Source organism: Mumia sp. ZJ430 (assembly GCF_011751845.1).
Taxonomy (GTDB): Bacteria; Actinomycetota; Actinomycetes; order Propionibacteriales; family Nocardioidaceae; genus Mumia.
The window spans coordinates 22,721-44,509 of the sequence record NZ_JAAHFK010000004.1 but is presented as its reverse complement, the minus strand read 5'-3'; the positions used below and the strand labels follow the sequence as shown (position 1 = coordinate 44,509).

The 21,789-nt window shown below is 71.2% G+C and carries 18 protein-coding genes; 9 read left to right on the top strand and 9 right to left on the bottom strand.

The window, feature by feature from the left end:
* Positions 1–1,401 carry a cytochrome P450 gene (locus HCT63_RS16345; protein WP_167007359.1) on the bottom strand — a complete coding sequence of 467 codons (1,401 nt, stop codon included), beginning with the start codon at positions 1,399–1,401 and terminating at the stop codon, positions 1–3.
* A gap of 73 nt (positions 1,402–1,474) precedes the next feature.
* Between HCT63_RS16345 and HCT63_RS16340 the strand changes: the two genes are divergently transcribed.
* A complete protein-coding gene (locus tag HCT63_RS16340; protein WP_167007356.1) occupies positions 1,475–2,098 on the top strand; it encodes a TetR/AcrR family transcriptional regulator in 624 nt (207 codons plus the stop codon).
* Here HCT63_RS16340 and HCT63_RS16335 read toward each other — a convergent pair.
* On the bottom strand, positions 2,095–2,637 hold the full coding sequence (locus HCT63_RS16335) for a dihydrofolate reductase family protein (RefSeq protein WP_167007353.1): 543 nt from the start codon (positions 2,635–2,637) through the stop codon (positions 2,095–2,097). The genes HCT63_RS16340 and HCT63_RS16335 overlap by 4 nt on opposite strands.
* Positions 2,638–2,695: 58 nt before the next feature.
* Positions 2,696–3,955, bottom strand: coding sequence for a multidrug effflux MFS transporter (locus tag HCT63_RS16330; protein ID WP_243843084.1), 1,260 nt, complete (start codon positions 3,953–3,955; stop codon positions 2,696–2,698).
* A gap of 43 nt (positions 3,956–3,998) precedes the next feature.
* Here HCT63_RS16330 and HCT63_RS16325 point away from each other — a divergent pair, with 43 nt between their 5' ends.
* Positions 3,999–4,634, top strand: coding sequence for a maleylpyruvate isomerase family mycothiol-dependent enzyme (locus tag HCT63_RS16325; protein ID WP_167007347.1), 636 nt, complete (start codon positions 3,999–4,001; stop codon positions 4,632–4,634).
* A 12-nt stretch (positions 4,635–4,646) separates the two neighbouring features.
* Here HCT63_RS16325 and HCT63_RS16320 read toward each other — a convergent pair whose 3' ends face one another.
* Positions 4,647–5,468 carry a dienelactone hydrolase family protein gene (locus HCT63_RS16320; protein WP_167007344.1) on the bottom strand — a complete coding sequence of 274 codons (822 nt, stop codon included), beginning with the start codon at positions 5,466–5,468 and terminating at the stop codon, positions 4,647–4,649.
* A 94-nt stretch (positions 5,469–5,562) separates the two neighbouring features.
* Here HCT63_RS16320 and HCT63_RS16315 point away from each other — a divergent pair, with 94 nt between their 5' ends.
* The gene (locus HCT63_RS16315) at positions 5,563–6,546 is read left to right on the top strand and encodes a helix-turn-helix domain-containing protein (RefSeq protein WP_167007340.1); all 984 of its coding nucleotides are present in this window, start codon (positions 5,563–5,565) and stop codon (positions 6,544–6,546) included.
* Position 6,547: 1 nt separating this feature from the next.
* Here the strand turns inward: HCT63_RS16315 and HCT63_RS16310 are convergent, their stop codons facing one another.
* Positions 6,548–7,135 (bottom strand): TIGR00730 family Rossman fold protein, encoded by a 588-nt coding sequence (locus tag HCT63_RS16310; RefSeq protein ID WP_167007337.1) that lies wholly within the window; start codon positions 7,133–7,135, stop codon positions 6,548–6,550.
* Positions 7,136–7,209: 74 nt separating this feature from the next.
* Between HCT63_RS16310 and HCT63_RS16305 the strand changes: the two genes are divergently transcribed.
* The 4 genes from HCT63_RS16305 (at position 7,210) to cls (ending at position 14,261) form a co-directional block, all read left to right on the top strand.
* Positions 7,210–8,166: a calcium/sodium antiporter gene (locus HCT63_RS16305; RefSeq protein ID WP_167007334.1), complete on the top strand. Its 957-nt coding sequence runs from the start codon at positions 7,210–7,212 to the stop codon at positions 8,164–8,166.
* Positions 8,167–8,220: 54 nt separating this feature from the next.
* Positions 8,221–9,219, top strand: coding sequence for a helix-turn-helix domain-containing protein (locus tag HCT63_RS16300; RefSeq protein ID WP_167007332.1), 999 nt, complete (start codon positions 8,221–8,223; stop codon positions 9,217–9,219).
* Positions 9,220–9,330: 111 nt separating this feature from the next.
* Positions 9,331–12,720, top strand: coding sequence for a S8 family serine peptidase (locus HCT63_RS16295; RefSeq protein WP_167007329.1), 3,390 nt, complete (start codon positions 9,331–9,333; stop codon positions 12,718–12,720).
* A gap of 98 nt (positions 12,721–12,818) precedes the next feature.
* Positions 12,819–14,261 carry a cardiolipin synthase gene (gene cls / locus HCT63_RS16290; RefSeq protein ID WP_167007327.1) on the top strand — a complete coding sequence of 481 codons (1,443 nt, stop codon included), beginning with the start codon at positions 12,819–12,821 and terminating at the stop codon, positions 14,259–14,261.
* An 18-nt stretch (positions 14,262–14,279) separates the two neighbouring features.
* Here cls and HCT63_RS16285 read toward each other — a convergent pair whose 3' ends face one another.
* Both HCT63_RS16285 and HCT63_RS16280 read right to left on the bottom strand, forming a co-directional pair.
* Positions 14,280–15,293, bottom strand: coding sequence for a beta-propeller fold lactonase family protein (locus HCT63_RS16285; protein WP_167007324.1), 1,014 nt, complete (start codon positions 15,291–15,293; stop codon positions 14,280–14,282).
* Positions 15,290–16,801, bottom strand: a complete 1,512-nt coding sequence (locus HCT63_RS16280; protein ID WP_167007321.1) for an MFS transporter — start codon at positions 16,799–16,801, stop codon at positions 15,290–15,292. Before HCT63_RS16280 ends, HCT63_RS16285 begins: the two co-directional genes overlap by 4 nt.
* 143 nt (positions 16,802–16,944) lie before the next feature.
* On the opposite strand from HCT63_RS16280, the gene HCT63_RS16275 reads away from it, so the two are divergent.
* Entirely contained in the window at positions 16,945–17,313 is a 369-nt protein-coding gene (locus tag HCT63_RS16275; RefSeq protein WP_167007318.1) for a YciI family protein, read from the top strand.
* Positions 17,310–18,557 (top strand): sigma-70 family RNA polymerase sigma factor, encoded by a 1,248-nt coding sequence (locus HCT63_RS16270; protein WP_167007315.1) that lies wholly within the window; start codon positions 17,310–17,312, stop codon positions 18,555–18,557. The genes HCT63_RS16275 and HCT63_RS16270 overlap by 4 nt, the downstream gene beginning before the upstream one ends.
* On the opposite strand, the gene HCT63_RS16265 is transcribed toward HCT63_RS16270, so the two are convergent.
* On the bottom strand, positions 18,536–20,029 hold the full coding sequence (locus HCT63_RS16265) for an SDR family NAD(P)-dependent oxidoreductase (RefSeq protein WP_243843083.1): 1,494 nt from the start codon (positions 20,027–20,029) through the stop codon (positions 18,536–18,538). The genes HCT63_RS16270 and HCT63_RS16265 overlap by 22 nt on opposite strands.
* A gap of 36 nt (positions 20,030–20,065) precedes the next feature.
* Positions 20,066–21,775, bottom strand: coding sequence for an NAD(P)/FAD-dependent oxidoreductase (locus tag HCT63_RS16260; RefSeq protein ID WP_167007312.1), 1,710 nt, complete (start codon positions 21,773–21,775; stop codon positions 20,066–20,068).
* Between the last annotated feature and the right edge of the window lie 14 nt (positions 21,776–21,789).

The window sequence follows — 21,789 nt, the reverse complement described above, 5'->3', positions numbered from 1 at the left end:
TCAGGCCCGCCGTACGGTCAGCGCCTCGCGCCGCGTGAGCGTGACCTCCATGCCCTCCGGCATCAGCGTGAGGCGCTCGTCGATGCGCAGGTCGTACAAGGGGTCGCCGGCGATGTCGTACCGGTGCAGGATGCGCGCCAGCGCCATCGTCGCCTCGTGCACCGCGAACTGGCGTCCGATGCACGCCCGCTCGCCGGTGCCGAACGGCTTCACCGTGCTCGCGAGTCTGGGGCGCGGACGCTCGGGGTCGAACGCGTCCGCGTCCTCGCCCCACACCGCCGGGTCGCGCTGCACGAGCGGCAGGACGACCAGCGCCCAGTCGTCGGGCGTCATCGTCCAGCGTCCGCCGAGCGTGGTCGTCTCTCGCGGGCTGCGAGCGTAGCCGGGCGCGGTGGGCCACAGCCGCAGCGACTCGTCGAGCACCTTGCGGAGGTAGCGGAAGCGCGCCACCTGCTCGTACGACGGCGTCGCGTCAGGGTCGTCCCCGAGGATCGCGTCGGTCTCGGCCTGCGCCTTGGCGAGCACCTCGGGGTGGCGCGCGAGGTAGTAGAACGCGAACGACAACGCACCCGAGGTCGTCTCGTGACCGGCAACGAGGAACGTGAGGATCTGGAAGCGGATGTTCTCGTCGCTCAGCCGCTCGCCGGTCTCGGGGTGCGCCTGGTCGAGCATGATGCCGAGCAGGTCGTCGGTGTCCGTGCTGCCCGAGCGGCGGCGCGCGGCGACGATGTCGTCGAGGAACTGGCGGACGTAGTCGAGCTGGTCGGCGTGCTTGCGGTCCAGCCGACGCTCGAGGAGCTTCGCCCCGGGCAGCGCCATGAGCACGCCCTTGCGCCGCCCGAGCGTGAGCGCGGTGACCATGCCCTCGATGAAGGGGTGCACCTCGTCGGTCGTGAACGAGCCGAACGCCTGGCTGAACCCCGTACGTCCGATCGTCTCGAGCGTCAGGCGGGTCATGTCGGCCGCCAGGTCGACGCGTCCGGAGCCGGCGTCCCACACCGCGAACAGCTCGTCGAGCGTCTCGGCCATGACCGGGTGGTAGCGCTGCATCGCCTGCTTGGTGAACGCGGGCACGAGCAGGTCGTGGGCGAGCTGCCAGTTGGGCTCGTGGTTGTAGGCCGTGAACAGGCCGTCGCCGGCGATGCCGCGCAGGCCGTCGAGCGCGGGTGAGTTGGCCTTGACGAAGCGCGACTCGTCGTTGAGCTCGGCGGCGAGCTCGGCATCGGTGACGAAGACGAACTTCTGGCCGAAGACGACGATCTCGAAGATCGGCCCGAGGTCGCGGTGGTGCTCGAGGATGTGCTGAACGGGACGCTCGGGGTCCATGCTGCCGGCGTCCTTCATCCACCGGCGGCGCCCGGCGGGGTGCGGGAAGGTGTGTCCGGACCAGGCGTTGCGCATCGGTAACTCCTTGTTGCACGTCGGTTCAGCAAGCCTGAACGGTTGCTGAACCCGTGTCAAGTAGTCTCTGCTCGTGGCAACCCGGACCCGGCTCTCTCCCGAGCAGCGCCGCGCCCAGCTCCTGCACCTCGGCGCGCAGCTGTTCGCGACGCAGCCGTACGAGGACGTCCACATCGAGCGGGTCGCCGAGATGGCAGAGGTCTCCCGCGGACTGCTCTACCACTACTTCCCCAACAAGCGCGCGTTCTTCGCCGCGCTGCTCGCGCAGGCCGCCGAGCAGCTCGCTCAGGCCACGACGCCCAAGCCCGACGTCGGACCGCGCGAGCAGCTCCTCGACGGCGTGGAGAGCTACCTTCGGCACTGCGCCGCCAACCGTCTCGGCGTCAGCACGATCCACCGCGGCGCCGCCAGCGGCGACCCCGAGATCGAGGCGATCCTGGAGGAGTCGACGCGGCTGCACGAGGAGCGCATCCTCGCCGTGCTCGTGCCGGGCCAGGAGCCGCACCCGCTGCTCACCCTCGCCGTACGAGGCTGGCTCCTGCACCTGCGCACGGTCGGGCACGAGTGGGCGACCACCGCTCCGGACGTCCCCGTCGACGAGGTCCGCGACATGTGCGCGGGCGCGCTCGTCGGCGCTCTCGAGGCCCTGCCGCCGGAGGGGCGACCGGCTGTGCTCGCGTCGCTGATCTCGGGTTAGGCGCCACTACGGCGGTAGTCGACCAGCAGGCTCCCGGTCGGCGCGCCGACTACCTGCTCGAGCTCCCACCGCTGCACGTCGCGCACGCCGTCCCACAGTCGACGCCCCTCACCGACGGCAACGGGCGTGACCACGAGGCGTAGCTGGTCGACCAGGTCCGCCGCGAGCAGCGACCGCGTCAGCGCCAGGCTTCCGTGCACCCCGATGTCGCCACCCTCTGTCCCTTTGAGGTCGCGCACGCAGTCCTCGAACGACCCGTCGACGACTGTCGTGTCGGCCCAGTCCGGCGTGAACGGGCGCGACGCGGCAACATACTTCGGCACGCTGTTGATGAAGGTCGCGAACGGCTCGTGGTCGGACGTCGGCCAATAAGCTGACCACTCGTCATACATGCGGTGCCCGAGCAGCACGGTGTCCTGCGCGTCGATCACCCGCCGCAGGTTGTCGTCCATGACCTCGTCGAAGTCGAAGACGAACTGATCGGGCCCCTCAGCGACCCCGTCCAGCGAGACGAGCATATAGGCGACGACGTGGCGCATAGGTGCCTCCGTACGGTCAGGTGGGTACGAGGGTGTGGACCGCCAGCGACTCCTCGAATCATCGGTCCGCGGTGACGACCTCCGCCGTGAACGCCCGCTCGGCGGCGGGGTGGCCGCGCACGTAGCGCCGGGTCAGGACGAAGCTCCCGAGCGCGCAGGCGCTCGACACGACCATCACGAGCGCCATCGGCACCGCGGTGTCGTCGCCGGCGATGCCGCCGAGCGGCGAGACGACGCCACCGAAGAGGAACATCAGCCCACCGACCAGCGCGCTGCCTGCTCCGGCGACGTCACGGCTCTGCTGCAACGCGAGTGCACTGGTGTTGCCCATCACGAACCCGGCGCTGGTGACCATAGGGAACAGCGGCATCGCGAGCACCCATGCGGGGAGCGGCGAGACCGCGACGACGAGCACGGCCGCCGTCGACGCGACGGTCACGGGCAGTGCCAGGCTGACCGTACGGGCGGGGTGGACGCGGCGGCGGGCCAACCGCGCGGACACCAGACCGCCGATCGTCAGGCCGATCGCGTTCAGCGCGAAGAGCAGGCCGTACACGAGCTCGGTCGTGCCGAGCACGCCTTGGTAGACGAACGACGAGGACGAGATGTACGTCATCAGCGCGCCGAAGGTGAACAGCACGGTGGCTGCGTACCCGAGGAACGCCGGGCGCCCGAACAGCCGTCCCAGCGAGGCGTACTGGACCCGCGGCGTACGGCGCTGCGGCGGGAGGCTCTCGCGGACCGTCGTGAGTGCGCCGACGAGCTGCAGCACGGTCACCGCGAGCACGATCCCGAGGACACCGCGCCACGGCACGTGCCCGGCGACCGCACCGCCGATCGCGGGTGCGGCGACCGGCGCGATGCTTTTGATCGTCATCATGAGCGACATCGCCCGAGCGGCCGCGAAGCCTTCGAGCAGGTCGGCGATCACGGCGCGCGCGACGACGATGCCGGCCGCGCCCGCCAGCGCCTGGACGAAGCGGGCGCCGATGAGCACCTCGATCGTCGGCGCGAGCACCGCCACCGCGGCCGCGAGCGTACTGACCGTGCACCCGACGAGCAGCGGGCGTACGCGGCCGAGGTGGTCGGTCACCGGACCCCAGAGCACCTGCCCCACACCGAGCCCGACGAGGAACGCGGTGAGCGTCAGCTGCACCGCCCCGGCATCGGTCTCCAACGACGTTGCGATTGCGGGGAACGACGCGAGGTAGAAGTCGACCGACAGCGGTGCGGTCGCCGACAACAGCGCCAGAACGAGGAGAAGGCGGAGCGGGAGACCGTCACGCGCGGGCAGACCGGCATCAGGGGAACGCGGCACCATCGGAGTATAGGACCCGCATCCGACACTAGGCTCGCGTGCGATGACCATCACTGACGCACACTTCTGGGACCTGATCCATGCCGAGCGCGTTCGGCTCGTGGACATGCTGGAGGGGCTCAGCGACGAGGACTGGCGTGCCAGGACCCTCTGCTCCGACTGGACCGTCGACCAGGTCGTCGCCCACCTCACCGCCGGCGCGAGCACAGGGACCTGGGCGTGGATCCGCAGCATGGCGGGCGCGGGCTTCAACGCGAGCAGGCACAACGATCGCCGCCTTGCCCGCTACCGCGGCGCCACCCCTGCGGCGACGCTGGAGGCGTTCCGCAGGGCGGCCACGAGCACCACCGCACCGACGAAGGACCACGCCGCATGGCTCGGGGAGGTGATCGTCCACGGTCAGGACATCGCGCGCCCGCTGGGTGTCCCCGTCACGCCCGACCCTGTGGCCGTCGGCGAGGTCGCCCGCTTCTTCGCGGCGAAGGACTTCGCGGTCAACAGCCGACGACTCGTGAAGGGGTTGGCGCTGGAGGCCGACGACACCTCGTTCCGGAGCGGGAGGGGCCCGCTCCTCCGCGGCCACCTCCTCGATCTGGTGATGGCGATGGCGGGCCGTCCGGACTCCTGCGCGGCGCTCGACGGCGACGGCGTCGAGGAGCTTCGCCGACGTCTCCGCTGAGCGCGCCGCCGCTCAGGCGTCGGGCAGCAATCGCTCCGCCAGGTACGCGAGGATCTCGTCCCGCGCGGTCACCGTCGGGTGCCCGGCCTCGTCGACCAGGTGCGCGGTCACGACGCTGTGCGGCGTGCCGACGACGTCCCGGAAGAAGGGCGGCGGTTCCGGATTGGCGGCATCGCCGTTGAGGACGCGGCCGTCGAACCGGTCGCCCAGCAGCTTCTCGTACGCCGCGAACCGCTGTCCCGTGCACCAGCGGTCGTCGGCGAAACGGTACGCAAGAGCGCGCAAGTCGTCGCGTACGAAGCGTTCTCGTACGGCGTCGGCGTCCTCCGCGGACATCTCGAGCGCGGCCGGGTCGTCGAGCGGGAGCGACGGCTGGCTGAGGACGGGGGCGATGACGGAGGGCTCGAGCGTCATCGTCAGCGCGAAGTTGCCGGTGAAGCACATCCCGATCGCCCCCACCCCAGGCCCTCCGCACTCGTCGTGCGCGAGTCGTGCCAGCGCGCGGAGCCACGTCACGACCGGGCTGGTGCCGCCACCGGCGAACGCACGAAACTCGGCGCTCACGCAGGCGCGCTTCATCACCGCAGCGCCGTCCTCGGCCGTCGGGTACGCCCCGTCGACACCGAACAGCGACGGGACGTACACCGTGAACCCGGCGTCACAGACCCACCGCGCGAAGCGCAGCACGTCCGGGCTGATCCCCGGCATCTCCGGCATCACCACGACGGCGGGTCCGCTCCCCGCGACGTGTACGTCCTTCTCGCTGCCCTCCGCCGCAAACCGTCGGCGGACGAACCCCTCGAGCGTCTCCGTGCTCGCTTCAGCGTTCGTCATCGTGCCTCCCTCTCCTCGGTGTCGCCCCATCCTCGCCGCTGTGGGCCGGTGCACGTAGGGGCGAGAACGCCACGATCCGGGCTAATCTCGCCACATGACGGAAGCGCTGCGGGTCGGTGTGCTCGCCTACCCGGACTGTTTCGCCTCAGAGGTCTTCGGCGTCGTCGACCTCCTCACGATGGCTTCCCACGTGTCTGCTGCGCAGGGCGGCACCCGCGCGCCGTTCGAGACCTCCGTGATCTCACCGCGCCGGCGTGTCCTCGCCTCGGGCGACGTGCCGATCGGCATACGACCGGTGCATGAGGTCGACGTCCTGGTCGTTCCCGGCTTCGCGCTCGTCCCGTCGCTCGACCTCGACGACCGCCTGCGAAACCTGCGCCCGGAGGTCGCGGCGATGCGCGCGCACGCCGAGACCGGTCGCGCGGTGGTGTCGATCTGCGTCGGCGCCTTTCTCGCCGGCGAGGCGGGGCTGCTCGACGCGCGACGAGCGACGACGTCATGGTTGTTCGCCGACCTGCTCGCCCGGCGATTCCCCCGCACGACGGTCACGCCGGATGCGCTCGTGGTCAACGACGGCGGTGTCACGACCACCGCCGGGTTCACCGCCATGTACGACTTCGTCCTCGACCTCGTCGGGCGTCACTGCGGGCCGTCCGTCGCTCGGCACACCGCACGCGTCGCCCTGGTCGACGACGCGCGCGTCAGCCAGGCGCCGTACGTCGACAGCGCGATGCTCCCGTCGACGGGCAGCGCGTTCTCGGCGCAGGTCGAGCGCTGGCTCACCCGGCAGCTCGCCGACCCGTACGACCTCGCGTCGCTCGCCGCGGCGTTCGGCACCAGCACACGGACGATGCTGCGCCGCTACAAGGCCGACACCGGCAGCACGCCGCTCGCCTACCTCCAGCGCGTACGGGTGCGCCGCGCCCAGCACCTCCTCGAGCACAGCGACCGGACGTGGCAGGAGGTCGTCCGCGACGTCGGCTACCGCGACCCGGCGGCGTTCTCGCGACTGTTCGTCCGGCACGTCGGCGTCAGCCCCGGCGACTACCGGGCAGGGTTCCGGCGGTCGGTCGCCTGAGCTAGCGCCGCGCTGCCACGATCTGTGCAGCGAGGCCGTCGAGGACGTTAGGCAGGTCGTCGTCGACCACGAGCGCGTCGACGAGGCCGCGGCTCATGAAGTCGCTGTCGGCGATCCGGTCGAGCATCGCGACCAGCGGGTCCCAGAAACCACCCGGGTTGAGCAGGCCGAGCGGCTTGGTGTGCAGCCCGAGCGTCTGCCAGGTCCACACCTCGAACATCTCCTCGAGCGTCCCCAGGCCGCCGGGCAGCACGAGGAACGCGTCGGCACGGTCGGCCATCATCGCCTTGCGCTGGTGCATCGTGCCGACGACCTGCATCTCAAGGCCCGGCTCGTCGCGGCGCCCCCACTCACGCTCGACCATGAACGACGGGATCACTCCGTGCACGCGCCCCCGGTGGTCGAGCGCGCCACGCGACAGCGCGCCCATGAGCCCGCTGCCACCCCCGCCGTACACGAGCTCGATCTCGCGCTCGGCGATCTGCGCACCGACCTCGTACGCCATCTCCACGAGCGCGGGGTCGTTGCCGTCGCGCGAGCCGAGGAACACGGCGAGGTTTGCGAGCGGACGGGAGGAGGATCGCTGCATCCCCGGATCGTACGGCGCGCGTCACCCGCGCCCGCTGACCACCCACGGGGCCCGAACCCTGCCATGGTGTCCTCATGTCGACGGTGCTCGTCATGGTCCTCGGACTCGCCGCTCTCGTCGTCGGCGCCGAGCTGCTCGTACGCGGAGGCTCCGGTCTCGCTGCACGGCTGGGGGTCGCCCCGATCACCATCGGCCTGACCGTCGTCGCGCTCGGGACGAGCATGCCGGAGCTCGCGATCGGCATCGACGCGGCTCGAAGCGACAGCGGCGGCCTCGCCGTGGGCAACATCATCGGCACGAACCTGGTCAACCTGTTGCTGATCCTCGGCCTGAGCGCCGCGATCCGGCCTATCGCACTCGCCTCACGCACGCTGCGGTTCGACCTGCCGGTCATGACGGCCGTCGCGCTCGTGGTGTTCGTGATGGGACGCGACGGCACGCTGACCTCGGTCGAAGGCACCGTCCTGATCGTCCTCGGCGTCGCCTACACGTACGGGGTGCTCCGCGCGGGGCGCGCCGACGCAGCCGAGCGCCCCGCCGACACCGCTGCCGGCTCCGCAGCGACCACCGGCAGCGCAGCGCGAGACGTGCTCAGCCTCGTCATCGGTCTCGTGGTCATCGTCATCGGGGCTGACCTTCTCGTCAGCGGTGCCATCGACGCCGCGGCGTCGCTCGGGGTCAGCGACGCCGTCATCGGCCTCACCGTCATCGCCATCGGCACGTCGGCGCCCGAGCTCGTCACGACGTTGCTCTCGACCTTCCGCGGTGACCGCAACCTCGCCCTCGGCAACCTCATCGGGTCGAGCGTCTACAACATCGTCTTCATCCTCGGCGTCACCGTGCTCGCCGCCCCAGGCGCCGTCCCCGTGCCCGACGAGGTGCTGACCGCCGACCTCGTGCTGATGGCGGTGGTCGCCCTGGCCTGCGTGCCCGTCTTCGTCACCGGGCGCCGCATCAGCCGCCCCGAAGGCGCGCTGTTCGTCCTCGCGTACGTGGTCTATCTGGGATGGCTGATCGCCGCGCGGGCGTGACGAGCGCGCGCGGCTGCGAGAATGTCGCTCGCCACCGGACGGAAGAGGTGTCGGATGCTCGCGTCGATCGGACTGGGCCACGCCGAGGAGTCGGCGTACCGGACATTGGTCAGCCTCGGAGCCGCGGAGCTCGACGACCTCGCGCTGCGGCTCGGGATCGACGCCGTGGGCGCCGAGCGCCTGATGCTGACGCTGGAGCGTGAAGGGCTCGTGTCTCGCGCCGCATCGCGGTCTGGCCGTTGCTGGGTCGCCGCCCCACCCGCGGTGGCGCTGCGCGCTCTCCTCACCCAGAAGCGGCACGAGCTCGAGAAGGCCGAGCTTGCCGCCGCACAGCTTGCCGAGACGTTCCGGAGCGAGGCCACCCACTCGGACGTCCACGACCTGGTCGAGGTGGTGGTGGGCGCCGAGGCTGTGGCCCACCGGTTCCGCCAGCTCCAGCGCGGGGCGTCCAAGGAGCTCCTCGCCCTGGTGTCAGGGAAGCCTGTCGCGGTCAGTGCGAGCGCGAACGACGCCGAGGAGCAGGCCGTGGCCCGCGGTGTGGCGTACCGAGTCGTCCTCGAACGCGCCGCGTTGGACGAGGCTGACGCTCTTCGCGAGCTCACGGCGGCGCTCCGACGCGAGGAGGAGACGCGGCTGGTCGACAGGGTGCCGACGAAGCTGATGATCGCCGACCGCGCGGCTGCGTTGGTGCCGCTCTCAGCCGACGACTCACGCCCCGCCGCGCTGGTCGTTCAGGCCAGCGGTACGGTCGCGGCGCTGTGTGCGCTCTTCGAGTCGGTGTGGGAGCGCGCCTGGCCGCTCAGCCTCGCGGGCACCGGGAAGGACCAGACGGTGGTCGCCACACAGCCCGCCCCGGAACCGCTCGACCAGCTGATCCTCGAGCTGATGATCGCCGGGCACACCGACCACAGCATCGCCAAGCACCTCGAGATCTCCCTGCGGACGCTCCAGCGCCGGATCCGTGGACTGTTCAACCTCACCGGCGTCACCAGCCGCATGCAGCTCGGGTGGGAGGCACACGCGCGGGGTTGGGTGACCCGCACCCCTCGCTGACCGGCACACCGCGGTCATGGCGGAGATCCGCCACGGCGGGCCCTGGCCCCCGCCTTCCGACCTCCGAGACAGTGCTTCCACCTCCCCCACCGAGATTCGGAGCACGACCCCATGGCACCAGCTTCGTCACGGCGGCTCGGCGTCACCCTCGCCGCCGCCCTCGCGATCACGTCGGTGGCGCTGACGACGCCCCCCACCGCAGCCGCGTCCGGCACTCCCCTCATCGGCGCCGACGGCGCCGACGGCAACCCCATCGCCGTCACGCTGATCACCGGCGACCGTGTCCTGGTCAGCCGCGCCGCTGACGGCACGCCCTCCGCGGTCGTCTCCTCCGACGACGACTTCTTCACGCGCCGCGTCGGCGACGACCTCTATGTCATCCCCGCCCAGGCACAGCGCGCGCTCGCCGCGGACCGGCTCGATGCCGAGCTCTTCAACGTCACGAGCCTGATCGACCAGGGGTACGACGACGCGCAGAGCGAGACCCTGCCGCTGATCGTGACGGGCCCTCTGCCCCAGCCCCGTGGAGCCTCACCGCTGACCGTCGGGGCCGACCTGGAGTCGATCGACGCCACAGCCGTCTCGGTCGACAAGGAGAACCTCGCCACGGCGTACCCCCAGCTCGTCGGAGGTAACGCCCGCTCGGCGTCGTCTGCCGACAAGGTCTGGCTGGATGCCAAGGTCGAGGGCACCGCGGTCGCGCTGGATCCCGCCACCGGAGTCACGCAGACCGGCGCCGAGCACGCATGGCGCGGCGGCTACGACGGCACCGGCACCAAGGTCGCGGTCCTCGACACCGGCTACGATCCCGAGCACCCCGACCTCGCAGGCCAGGTCGTCCTCGCCGAGGACTTCACCGGCGAGGGCGCCACCGACCACGACGGCCACGGCACCCACGTCGCCTCGACCATCGCCGGCACCGGCTCGGCCGACCCGAGCAAGGTCGGCATGGCCCCCAAGACGCAGCTGCTGATCGGCAAGGTCCTCGGCTGGGGCGGCGGACAGGAGTCGTGGATCATCGGCGGCATGGAGTGGGCGGTCGCGCAGGGGGCCGACGTCGTCAACATGAGCCTGGGCTCGACTGTCCCCACCGACTGCACCGACCCGATGTCGCAGGCCGCACAGTCACTCTCGGAGCAGAGCAAGACGCTGTTCGTGATCGCCGCGGGCAACGCGGGCATGCGCGAGACCGTGTCGTCGCCGGGGTGCGCCGAGGGCGTCCTCACCGTCGGGGCCGTCGACGCAGACGGCGAGACCGCATCGTTCTCCAGCCGCGGCTCGACGGTCGGCGAGCACCGAGTCAAGCCGGACATCGCCGCACCGGGCGTCGAGATCGCCGGCGCCGGCAGCAACAGCCCCGGCGGCATCGCCTACACCACGATGTCGGGCACGTCGATGGCGTCGCCGCACGTCGCTGGCGCGGCAGCACTGGTCCGCGACGCGCACCCCGACTGGACGGCACAGCAGGTCCGTGCCGCTCTCGTCGGCGGGGTCAAGAAGGACCACCAGGGCACGGTCTATGAGCAGGGCACCGGCGAGCTCTGGGTGCCGGGCGCGCTCCGATCGACCCTCACCAGCGACGTGAGCGTCAGCCTCGGCACCCTGGCGTGGCCGCACACCCGGGGTCAGGAGGTCACGAAGCAGGTCACGTACACCAACGACTCGGACCGCCCCGTCCGGTTGCGGCTGGACATCGACGACCTCACCGGCGCCGACGCCCGTCCGGTGCCTGAGTCGCTTCTGAAGCTCGGCGCGCACACGATCACGGTGCCGGCGCACGGCACGAAGACCGTCGACGTGACGGCACGAGGCCACGTCGGCACCCTGCGCGACGGGGCGTACGGCGAGATCGGCGGGCGAATCCTGGCGACCGGCAAGGTCGGCCACCGCGCCGTGGAGGTCACCACCGCCGTGGGCGTCTGGCTGGAGCCGGAGACGGTCACCGTGACGCTCAAGACGATCGACCGCAACGGCGAGCCTGCGACGTCCGGTGCCCTGGACATCACCGACGTGCACCAGCCCGCGCGGAGCCTGGTCTACCTCGACGGCACCGACCTGACGCTGCGGCTGCGGGCCGGCAGCTATGCGGTCAACGCGTTCGTCGAGACCACGGACGGCGACGGTGTGCGGTCGTACTCGTACGTCGGCGACCCCGAGGCCCGTCTGACCAACGACACCACCGTGACCCTGGACGCGCGGACAGCCGAACCCGTCACCGTCAGCGGCGACCGCCCGATGACGATCCGCTCGGGCTCGCTGGGCTTCCAGCGCACGTGGGACTCCCAGTGGGTCATCGGCAACTCGGTCCACATGGCGAACAACCCGGTGTTCTACGCCGCTGCGACGGACCGCGTCCGCAACGGTGACTTCACGTTCGGCAGCTATCTGCGGGCGTACGACCCGGCGGTGACCGAGAAGGACAGCGCCTACGTCTACAACCTCGCGTTCACCGACGAGGGCCGTGTCTCCACCGACCAGAGCCACGTCATCAGCGACGACGACCTGGCGAGCGTCACCGAGCACTGGTATGGACAGCGGCGCGCGCAGTGGGCTCCCGAGGAGTGGACGCGGGTCGTGCCCGGTGACGGCACGGGTCCGTTCTTCGCCTCCAGCGGCGACGCGGTCGCAGCTCCGGGCGACCGTACGGCGTACTACACGCCCGGGGTCGCCTGGCAGCAGCTCGCGTCCGGGAGCGGCTGGCGCACCATGCCGGAGACCTGGTTCGACCTCGTTCGGACCTACGAGGCCGGCTCCCGGGGCGAGACCGAGTGGTTCAAGCTGCCGCACATGATGGCGATGAACGTCAACGCGGACGGCACGCCCTCGCGGGTCGCAGAGCGCCAGGGCTCACTAGTCGGGTTCGCGTTCCCGGTCTGGCAGGACAGCACGGACGGTCGGATCGGCGTCCAGGGCTTCGCCGACCTCGGCCGGATGCAGGTCTCGAAGAACGGCGAGCTGCTGGACGAGAGCGCCGTACCCTCCGGCCAGTTCGCCATCGGCGACGAGACGAGTGAGCTCAGCGTGAAGGTCTGGCAGGCACGCCTGCGCCGCGACCAGGTCTGGGAGATCGGGCGAGGGACGATCACGACGTACACCTTCGACACCGCACGCCCCGATGGCGACGCGGTCGCCGCGCTGCCGGTCTCGGTGCCCGGCTACGACGCCCCGGTCGACACCCTCAACACGGCCCCGGCGGAGACGGACTTTCCCGTCAGCGTCACCCTTCAAGGCCAGGACGGCTACGACCCCGGCACGATCGGGTCGTTCACGGCGAAGGTCACGTTCGACGAGGTGACGTACGTCGACGCCCTCGGCATGGACCGTCCGCTCGAGAGCCTGAGCTGGACCGAGGTCCCCGTCGTCCAGCGTGACGGCCGGTGGGTCGCGCTCGTCGACAACACAGGCGAGGGCGGTAAGACGGCCTCGCTGTGGATCCAGGCCGAGGACGAGAACGGGAGCCGGACCGAGCAGGTCACGTTCTCCCTGTACGCCGTGAGATAGCGCCCCCAGCTGACGGCGGCCGCCCTACCCCCGGAGGGCGGCCGCCTCACCCTCACGGTGTGACGCCGCCCGCCCCTTCGCTGGTGCAGGGTGGCTCCATGGCGGGATGGATTGCGACCGCGCTGTATCTCGCGGACCTGACGATCAAGCTGATCGCACTCGGTGTCGTACCGCGCAACCGGCGGCCGTCGAGTGGGATGGCGTGGCTGCTGCTGATCCTGGTGATCCCGTTCGTCGGGCTCCTCCTCTTCCTCATGCTGGGCCGGACCTCGCTCGGGCGTCGCCGCCACGCGCAGCAGGCCGAGGTGAACGCCGAGGTCGTCGAGCGGACGGCACCGGTCCCGACGCTGGGCGACGACTTCGACGGGCCCGCGTACGTACGCTCCGCCGCTGAGCTGAACCGCAAGCTCGGCGCCCTTCCGGCGATGCCGGGCAACGCGGTGATGCTGTTCCCCGGATACGCCGACAGCATCGCGGCGATGACGGCGCAGATCGGACGCGCGCAGTCCTTCGTCCACGTCGAGTTCTACATCTGCGCGTGGGACGACGTGACCGCGCCGTTCTTCGAGGCGCTGGTGGGCGCGCAGGAGCGCGGGGTGACGGTGCGGTTCCTGTTCGACCACCTCGGCTCGCGCGGGATCCCGGGCTACCAGGACTTCCTCGCGAGGCTCGACGCCGCCGGGATCGACGCGCACGCCATGCTCCCGATCCACCCCCTCAAGGGGCAGTGGCGCCGACCTGATCTCCGCAACCACCGCAAGATCCTGGTCGTCGACGGCAGCGTCGCGTTCACCGGCTCGCAGAACCTCACCGAGCCCGGCTACAACAAGCCCAAGAACCACCAGGCCGGTCGCGAGTGGGTCGAGCTGATGGCGCGGGTCGAGGGACCGGCCGCGACGGCTCTCAACGTCCTCTTCGCGACCGACTGGTACAGCGAGACGGGCCAGCGGCTCGAGGACGAGATCGGCACCATCGCCCCGGCTGCCGGCGACGTCGAGGCGCAGGTGATCCCGAGCGGTCCCGGCTTCGCGACCGAGAACAACCTGCGACTCTTCACGACGCTCATCTACTCCGCGCAGCAGCGCCTCTCGATCACCAGCCCCTACTTCGTCCCGGACGAATCGCTCCTGTACGCCGTGACGACGGCGGCGCAGCGCGGCGTGGAGGTCGAGCTGTTCGTCAGCGAGCAGGGCGACCAGTTCATGGTGTTCCACGCACAGCGCTCCTACTACGAGGCGCTGCTGCGCGCCGGTGTCCGCATCTACTTCTACCCGGCGCCGGCGATCCTCCACGCGAAGTTCTTCAGCGTCGACGAGGACGTGGCGGTCCTGGGATCGAGCAACATGGACATGCGCTCGTTCGCGCTCAACTACGAGGTCTCGCTGATGATGCTCGGGGCGGACATCGTGGCAAAGGTGCGTGCGGTCGAGGACGCGTACCGCCGCATCTCCAAGGAGCTCACGCTCGACGAGTGGCTCACCCGCGGACGCACCTCGGCGTACATCGACAACGTCATGCGCCTCACGGCCGCGCTGCAGTGAGGCCCGGCGCGCGGGCGGCTACGACGGTCCGAGCGCGACCCACGTCGGGGCAGGCGTCGAGAACCGGCTCGTGAAGCCGCCGATCAGGTCGGCGCCGCCGAGCTCGTACGACACGATCGTGTCGGACTGCTCTCCCGCGACGAGGAGGTGCACGCCGGCGAGCGTGAAGTGGCGCGGCCACCGGACGCCGGCCGGGACCTCGGCGACCCGGTCGAGCGTGCCGGACCGGAGGTCGAAGAACGCGAGCGTGTCGGGGCCCCGGTTGGACACGAGGGCATGGCCACCGTCGGCGGTGATCGCGATCTGCGCGGGCCAGGTCGTCTCACTGCTCGCCGTGGTCGGCACCTCGGCGAGCACGACAGCGTCGCCCGAGGCGCCGAGGCGTACGTGCAGCAACGTCGCCGACAGCTCGCCGACGACGAGCGCCGTCTCGCCATCGGGGGCGGTGACCACCTGCCGTGGCCCCGTGCCCGGCGGGAGCCGCCACGAGCCCTTCTCTTGCAGCCGCCCGTCCCCGGAGATCGTCAGCGAGGTCAGCCGGTCCGTCCCGAGGTCGACGCAGACCAACGCCTCCCCCGCGACGTCGGCGGCGATCATGTGCGGGTGCGGCGCGTCCTGCCGCGCGGGGTGCGGCCCTTTGCCGTGCAGCGTGAGCGTGTCGACCGTCGCCGACGGACGTCCCTCGGGCCCGAGCGCGACGAGCGTGACCGTGGCGCCGAGGTAGTCGGCCGTGAGCAACCACTGTCCGTCACGGGTCACGGCGGCGTGGCACGGAGCGGCACCGGTCGAGGCAACGCCGACGACCGTCATCTCCCCCGTCACGTCGACGGCGACGGCCGTGACACCTCCTGAGAGCGTCTCGTTCGTGGCGTACGCGATCGGCAGCGTCGGGTGCCAGACGACGCACGACGGCGACTCCATCGCAAGCGCGCCCAGCGGCTCGATCACCCCGGTCGCGTGCACGCGCACCGCGCGCAGGCCGGGAGCACCGTCGGTCGTGTAGCACCCGAGGAGGGCCTGCGTCGTCGTCACGGACGGGACACTACCGGTGACGCCGAGGCACGTCGCGGCATGCGCCTCCGGACGTTGAGGGCGGCACAGCAGAGCAGCAGGACCGCCGTGCCGAGACCGACGGCGTGCAGCGCCTCCGTCCCTGCCACCGCGATCGCGTCGAGGACAGCATCACGTTGCGGCGATCCCTCAGCAAACGCCCGTGTCTGCGCCATGGTCACCGTCTCAGCACCGACGTCGAACCCCGAGGCCAGCGGCCGCAGCGACAGCGCGAACACCGCCGTCGCCAGACTGCCGACGGCGGCGAAGCCGAGGGAGGAGCCGAGGTGGTTGCTCGTCTCGGCGAGCGCGGCGGCCCGTCCTGCGGCGGCCGGCGGAGCGCTGGAGACGACGCGGTGCGTGCCGAAGGCGAACAGCGGCCCGCATCCGAAGGCCGTCAGCGTGATCGCCACGACCATCGGCGCGTAGCCGGGCGCGGAGTCCGCCGAGACCGTCAGCTGCAGGAGCGCCCCCAGCGCTGCCACGACCAGACCGGCCGGGATCAGGACGTCAGGGTCGACGCGCCGGGCGAGGAGCGGAGCGGCGTACGACCCCGCCCCGATGCCCAGTCCCATCGGCATGAACACCACCGCTGCGGCCAGGGGCGAGAGGCCGACCACCGACTGGAGGTACTGCGTCACCCAGAACCCGGTGCCCGCGAGAACCACCGCGACGAGGGTCAGGCTCGTGACGGACACGACGATCACGCGCTCGCGCAGCAGGTCCAGGTCGAGGAACGGGACGGCGAGGCGGCCCTGACGGCGTACGAAGGCGACTCCGGCCGCGACCACCACCGCCACCGCAACCGCAGCGCTCGGCACCGGCGTCGCAGATCCGGGGATGCATGCCTTGACCGCCGTGAACAGCGCCAGGAGAGCGGCCATGAGCAGACCGGCGCTGAGCATGTCGACCCGCGGCGCCCGGTCGGCCGGACGTGACTCCGGGAGCAGCCGTCGGCCGAGCACGAGCACCACCGCGCACGTCGGGACCGCGAGCAGGAAGACCGACCCCCACCAGAACCAGTGGAGCAGGACCCCGCCCACCACCGGACCGAGCGAGGCGAACGCGAACTGGCACGTCGCCCAGGTGCCGATCGCCCGCGCACGGGCCGCGTCGTCGGGGAACACGTCGCCGATCAGGGCGAGCGTCGAGGGCATGAGGGTGGCGCCGGCGACTCCTTGGAGGACACGGGCGAGCAGGAGCGACTCCGGGGTCGTCGCGTACGCGGCGAGCACGGAGGCCACCAGGAATCCCGCGCAGCCGATCAGCAGGAGACGCCGCCGGCCGACGCGGTCGCCGACCGCTCCGGCCACGATGGCGAGCACGCCGACGACCAGCCCGTACACATCGGTGATCCAGAGCTGCTGGGTGGCCGACGCGCCGAGGTCGGCGGTGAGCTCGGGTACGGCGAGGAAGAGGACGTTGAGGTCGACGGCGACGACAGCCGTCGGCAGGAGGAGGAGCATCAGGCTCAGCCGTGGTGAGGTCATGCCCCCTGGTCGCCACGGGCACGCCGATCTCGACACCTCCAGCCGAATCTGGCGAAGATTCTCGCGACGTGGTGTCGTACCAGCGAGGACGGTGACGACCACCGATCGACACCCCGCCCCGGGGTCCCACCGCAGGAGGAATCGTGAAGTACCTGATCTTGATGCACGTCGACCCGACCGTCCTGGAGAACCTCACTGAGGAGCAGCAGCAGGCGATCGGAGACGGCCACACGCAGTTCATGGCCACGACCAAGGAGAACGGCGAGTTCATCGCCACCCAGGCGCTCGGCGACCCGAGCCGCTCGAAGGTCGTACGGAGCAACGGGGACCAGCCCGAGGTCACCGACGGCCCGTTCGTCGAGGCCAAGGAGTTCATGGGCGGCTTCTACCTGCTCGACGTCGAGGACGAGGCGCGCGCGATCGAGCTCGCCACCCTCATTCCGGACGCCCGCATCCCCGGCCTGGCTCTCGAGATCCGGCCGGTCGTGTTCTCCGACCTGGGCGACGGGTGACCGTACCCGGTCTCGACGGCGAGGGCCCGTGGCGCGTGCTGGCACCACGGACCCTCGCCACGCTGCTGCGCACGTACGGTCGCGACCAGTTCGAGGTGTGCGAGGACGCCGTGCAGGACGCGCTGCTCGAGGCACACGTCCACTGGACGAAGGCCCCGCCGGACGACCCGCAGGGCTGGCTGACGGTGACCGCCCGTCGCCGGTACGTCGACCGGGTACGCAGCGACCGGCGGCGCCGTGACCGCGAGGGTCGCGTCGCGCTCCTAGACGCGCCGCTGAGCCACGAGGGCGTGCAGAGCGACGACGCGCTCCTGCTGCTCCAGCTGTGCTGCCATCCCGCGCTCGCGCGCTCGGCCCAGGTCGCGCTGACGCTACGGGCGGTGGCGGGACTGTCGACGGCGCAGATCGCCAACGCCTATCAGCTGCCCGAGGCGACGATCGCCCAGCGGATCACCCGCGCGAAGCGCCGGCTCGCCGAGGTCGGCAGCGGGTTCACCCGTCCGGGCGACGTGGCCGAGCGCCTGGCTCCGGTTCTGGACGTCCTGTACGTGATGTTCACCGAGGCCCACCACACGACGAGCGGTGCGCCGGCCCACGACACCGACCTCGCCGGCGAGGCGATCCACCTCGCACGTCTGCTGCGCGAGGCGGCTCCCGACTCCACCGAGGTCGCCGGGCTGCTCGCGCTCACGCTGCTGACCGAGGCGCGCCATCCCGCGCGGGTCGGCGCACAGGGGCAGCTCGTCCCGCTCGACGAGCAGGACCGCAGCCGGTGGGACCGGTCGGCAGTCGACGAGGGACTCGCCCTGCTCGACGCGGTCGTCCCCGGCGCCGACCCCGGCCCGTACCTCCTCCAGGCGTGCATCGCCGGTGTCCACGCCCACGCACCCGACACGGATGCGACCGACTGGGACGAGATCCACGCGCTCTACACGGTGCTCGAGCACACCACCGGCGGCCGCAACCCGACGATCACGCTGAACCGGATCGTGGCAGCGAGCATGGTGCGAGGGCCCGAGGCGGCGCTCTGTGACCTGGACGGCCTCGAGGCTCACCATCCCCGGCTCGCGCGCGTCGACGCCGTCCGCGCCCACCTGCTCGAGCGCGCTGGCCGTACGGACGAGGCGGCCACCTCGTACCGTCGCGCGATCGCCGCGACCGTCAACGTCGCCGAGCAGCGCCACCTGCGCGACCGACTGCGAGCGCTCGGAAAGGGCCGCGGTCACCAAGGCGACGGCTCGTAGTCCTTCACGAAGCAGCCGTAGAGGTCTTCCCCGCGCTCACCGAGCACGATCGGGTCGTAGACCCGGGCGGCGCCGTCGACCAGGTCGAGCGGAGCGTGCCACCCCTCCGCGGCGATCCGCAGCTTCTCCTGGTGAGGCCGCTCGTCGGTGATCCAGCCGGTGTCGACGGCGGTCATCAGGATCTTGTCGGTCTCGAACATCTCGCCCGCGCTGGTGCGGGTCATCATGTTGAGCGCCGCTTTGGCCATGTTGGTGTGCGGGTGGCCCGGGCCCTTGTAGCGGCGGGAGAACTGTCCCTCCATCGCCGAGACGTTGACGACGTACGCCCGCCGCGCACCCGCGTCGACCGCGGCGCGCATCGCCGGGCGAAGCCGGGAGACGAGCAGGAACGGCGCGATCGAGTTGCAGAGCTGAACCTCGAGCAGCTCCAGCGGATCGACCTGGTCGACGACCTGGGTCCAGGAGTTCGTGGTCTGCAGGTCCGGGAGCAGCCCGCCGGCATCCACGGCGGTGCCGTCGAGGTGCGCGGCCAGGGATGCCGAGCCGGCCTGGAGCGCCAGTGCGGTGATCGAGGCGGCAGTGTGCGCGGCCTCGGCGACCTCGAGCGACTCGCCCTCATGGTGAGCGACGGCCGTGGTCGAGAGTGCGCCGGCGATCGCGGCAGGGTGAGCCTCGGACATGCCGTCGAAGGAGACCATCTCGGGCAGCGCGATGTGCGGCGGCAGAGGGGCGTCCTCCATCTCGACCAGACGCGAGTAGGCGCCCGGCGTCCGCCGCACCGTCTGGCAGGCGTTGTTGATCAGGATGTCCAGAGGGCCTGCGGCGGCGACGTCGTCGGCCAGGCTGATCACCTGGGCGGGGTCACGCAGGTCGATGCCGACGACCTTGAGCCGGTGCAGCCACTCGGACGAGTCCTCCATCGCGGCGAACCGGCGCACCGCGTCCTTGGGGAACCGGGTGGTGATGGTGGTGTGCGCGCCGTCGCGGAGCAGGCGCAGCGCGATGTACATGCCGATCTTCGCCCGACCGCCGGTGAGCAGCGCGCGCTTGCCGGTGAGGTCGGTCCGCTGGTCGCGCTTGGCGTGCGACATCGCCGCGCACCGCGGGCAGAGCCAGTGGTAGAAGGCGTCGACGAGGGTGAAGTCCTCTTTGCAGATGTAGCACCCGCGAGCGGTGATGAGCTCGCCGGCGAAGGCGCCCGGCGCATGCGAGACCAGCGGGATGCCGGCCGTCTCGTCGTCGATCCGCATCGGCGAGCCGGTGGCCGTCTTCTCGATGACGTCCTGGTCGTGTCGCTGCCGCTCCCGGCGGATCTCGTCGCGACGCGCCTTCTTGATCAGCTTGTACATGAACGACGCCTCCCGCTTGACCGTCCGGAGATCCGGGTGGTCGGGGTGGAGGTCGGAGAGCTGTCGGAGGACCTTGAGAGTGGTCGCGAGGTCGTCGGGGGCGATGCCGGGCTGATCGTGCACCCGGCGGATCCTACGTCACCGCTGCAACCGATCCCCTCAGCCGCTCGTCGGGGCAGCTGCCCGGGGGCGGCGGCGCACCGGTCGACGGATGCCGGACCCGGGCTTCGACGCGAGGAGCGGGTCGAAGTCGTCCGTGATCTCCGTCAGGCGTGCCTCGTCCACGAAGACGGCGCCCTCGCGCACCTCCTGGACGAGGTCGCGGCCGAGCACGGCGCCGGCCGTGCCCATGCCGCCGTAGATCGTGGCATTGATGCCGAACATGTGCTCCGTGCTTCCCCCCGCGAGGAACAGCCCCGGGATGTGCGTCGTCACGCGCGGCCGGAACGGTCCCAGGTTCTTCAGGAGCGGGGCGATGCCGTAGCAGGAGCCGTCGGTGGTGAGGGTGAAGCGCTCCTGGGTGATCGGGGTGGACGCCTCGCAGAAGACCATCCGCTCCCGGATGTCCGGGATCATCAGCTCGGCGGTGTCGAGCACACGCTGGGTGAGCTCCTCCTTGAGCTCGAGGTAGCGCTCGTCGCGGCCGTAGCGCCCGCCGTCCGCAGGCCCTGTCTCGACGTTCCAGAACGCGTAGTCCTTGGGCGCCCAGCTCACGAGCTCGAGCGTCGAGTAGCCCGCGGGCGCCGAGTGCGTCCCCTCAGGATCCTTGGCGGTGGGGCAGCTGATTCCCACGGGCATGCGCTCGGGGCAGCGCCCCGCGGCGACCTCGCGGTAGTAGCCGTCGATGTCGTTGGTGGGCCACACCCAGGCCAGCGGCGGGGTGTCCCGCTCGCGCAGGTCGACGTCGAGGGCGACGTACACCGCGAACATCGGCAGCGTCATCTCCAGGCTCCCCAGCCTGCGCCGCAGCCGTCGGGTCAGGTGCTCGTCCCCGACCAGCTCCGCCCACGTCTTCTTGAAGTCGGCCGCGGAGACCACGGCCTCGGCGCGGATCTCCTCGCCGTCGCGAAGGCGGACACCGACGGCGCGCCCGTCCTCGATCAGGATCTTGTCGACCCTGGCCTTGGTTCGGACCTGACCCCCGTGCGTCTGGACGACGTCGGTGAGGTGGGCGCCGATGACCTGGCCGCCGCCCCGCGGGTAGTAGGCACCGGCCTGGAGGTAGTGATGGAGGAAGCCCGCGTGCATCGCCGTGGGCGTCCGGTGCGGGGGCCACGTGTAGTCGCCGTTCTCCGCGAGGACCACCGCCTGCGCGTCGGGGCTCAGACCGCACGCGGCCATCAGCGTCGTGATGGGTCGTACGCCCCAGCGCAGCAGCGCGAACGGGCGGCGGCGCGGCCGCTCGCGGGTGGCGATGGTGCGCATGATCGTGACGCAGCGACGAAGGCCCGCCTCCTCCTCGGGGAAGGCCGCGATCAGGCGGTCGAGGTACGTGTCCCAGCCGGTCGGCGTCTGGAACGTGGTGCCAGGGATCATCACCTGGCAGTGGCCCTCCGGGCGCTGTCGCAGCCAGTTGATGCGCTCGGTGAGCGCCAGCCCGGAGAGCGCGGTCTGCATCCGACCGCCGGGACCGCACTCGCCGACGTAGTGCGTGCCGACGTCGAACTCGAACTTGTTGCCCGCGCGGCGGAAGACCTGGGTGCTGCCACCGACGACCTGGTTGGCCTCGAGCACGAGCACCCGCTTGCCGTTGGCTGCGAGGTACGCCGCACACGTGAGGCCACCCGGACCGGCGCCCACCACCACGGCGTCCCAGGTCTCGTCGCCGGCTTCGCGGCCGAGGGGCAGGGACGTCGCTGTCTGCGTCATGGTGGACCGCTTTC

Bases quoted from the DNA above. Each gene is read 5' to 3' on its own strand.
- HCT63_RS16345 (WP_167007359.1), bottom strand. From the start codon at position 1,401: ATGCGCAACGCCTGGTCCGGACACACCTTCCCGCACCCCGCCGGGCGC.
- HCT63_RS16335 (WP_167007353.1), bottom strand. From the start codon at position 2,637: ATGCGCCACGTCGTCGCCTATATGCTCGTCTCGCTGGACGGGGTCGCT.
- HCT63_RS16325 (WP_167007347.1), top strand. From the start codon at position 3,999: ATGACCATCACTGACGCACACTTCTGGGACCTGATCCATGCCGAGCGC.
- HCT63_RS16320 (WP_167007344.1), bottom strand. From the start codon at position 5,468: ATGACGAACGCTGAAGCGAGCACGGAGACGCTCGAGGGGTTCGTCCGC.
- HCT63_RS16315 (WP_167007340.1), top strand. From the start codon at position 5,563: ATGACGGAAGCGCTGCGGGTCGGTGTGCTCGCCTACCCGGACTGTTTC.
- HCT63_RS16310 (WP_167007337.1), bottom strand. From the start codon at position 7,135: ATGCAGCGATCCTCCTCCCGTCCGCTCGCAAACCTCGCCGTGTTCCTC.
- HCT63_RS16305 (WP_167007334.1), top strand. From the start codon at position 7,210: ATGTCGACGGTGCTCGTCATGGTCCTCGGACTCGCCGCTCTCGTCGTC.
- HCT63_RS16300 (WP_167007332.1), top strand. From the start codon at position 8,221: ATGCTCGCGTCGATCGGACTGGGCCACGCCGAGGAGTCGGCGTACCGG.
- HCT63_RS16295 (WP_167007329.1), top strand. From the start codon at position 9,331: ATGGCACCAGCTTCGTCACGGCGGCTCGGCGTCACCCTCGCCGCCGCC.
- cls (WP_167007327.1), top strand. From the start codon at position 12,819: ATGGCGGGATGGATTGCGACCGCGCTGTATCTCGCGGACCTGACGATC.
- HCT63_RS16280 (WP_167007321.1), bottom strand. From the start codon at position 16,801: ATGACCTCACCACGGCTGAGCCTGATGCTCCTCCTCCTGCCGACGGCT.
- HCT63_RS16260 (WP_167007312.1), bottom strand. From the start codon at position 21,775: ATGACGCAGACAGCGACGTCCCTGCCCCTCGGCCGCGAAGCCGGCGAC.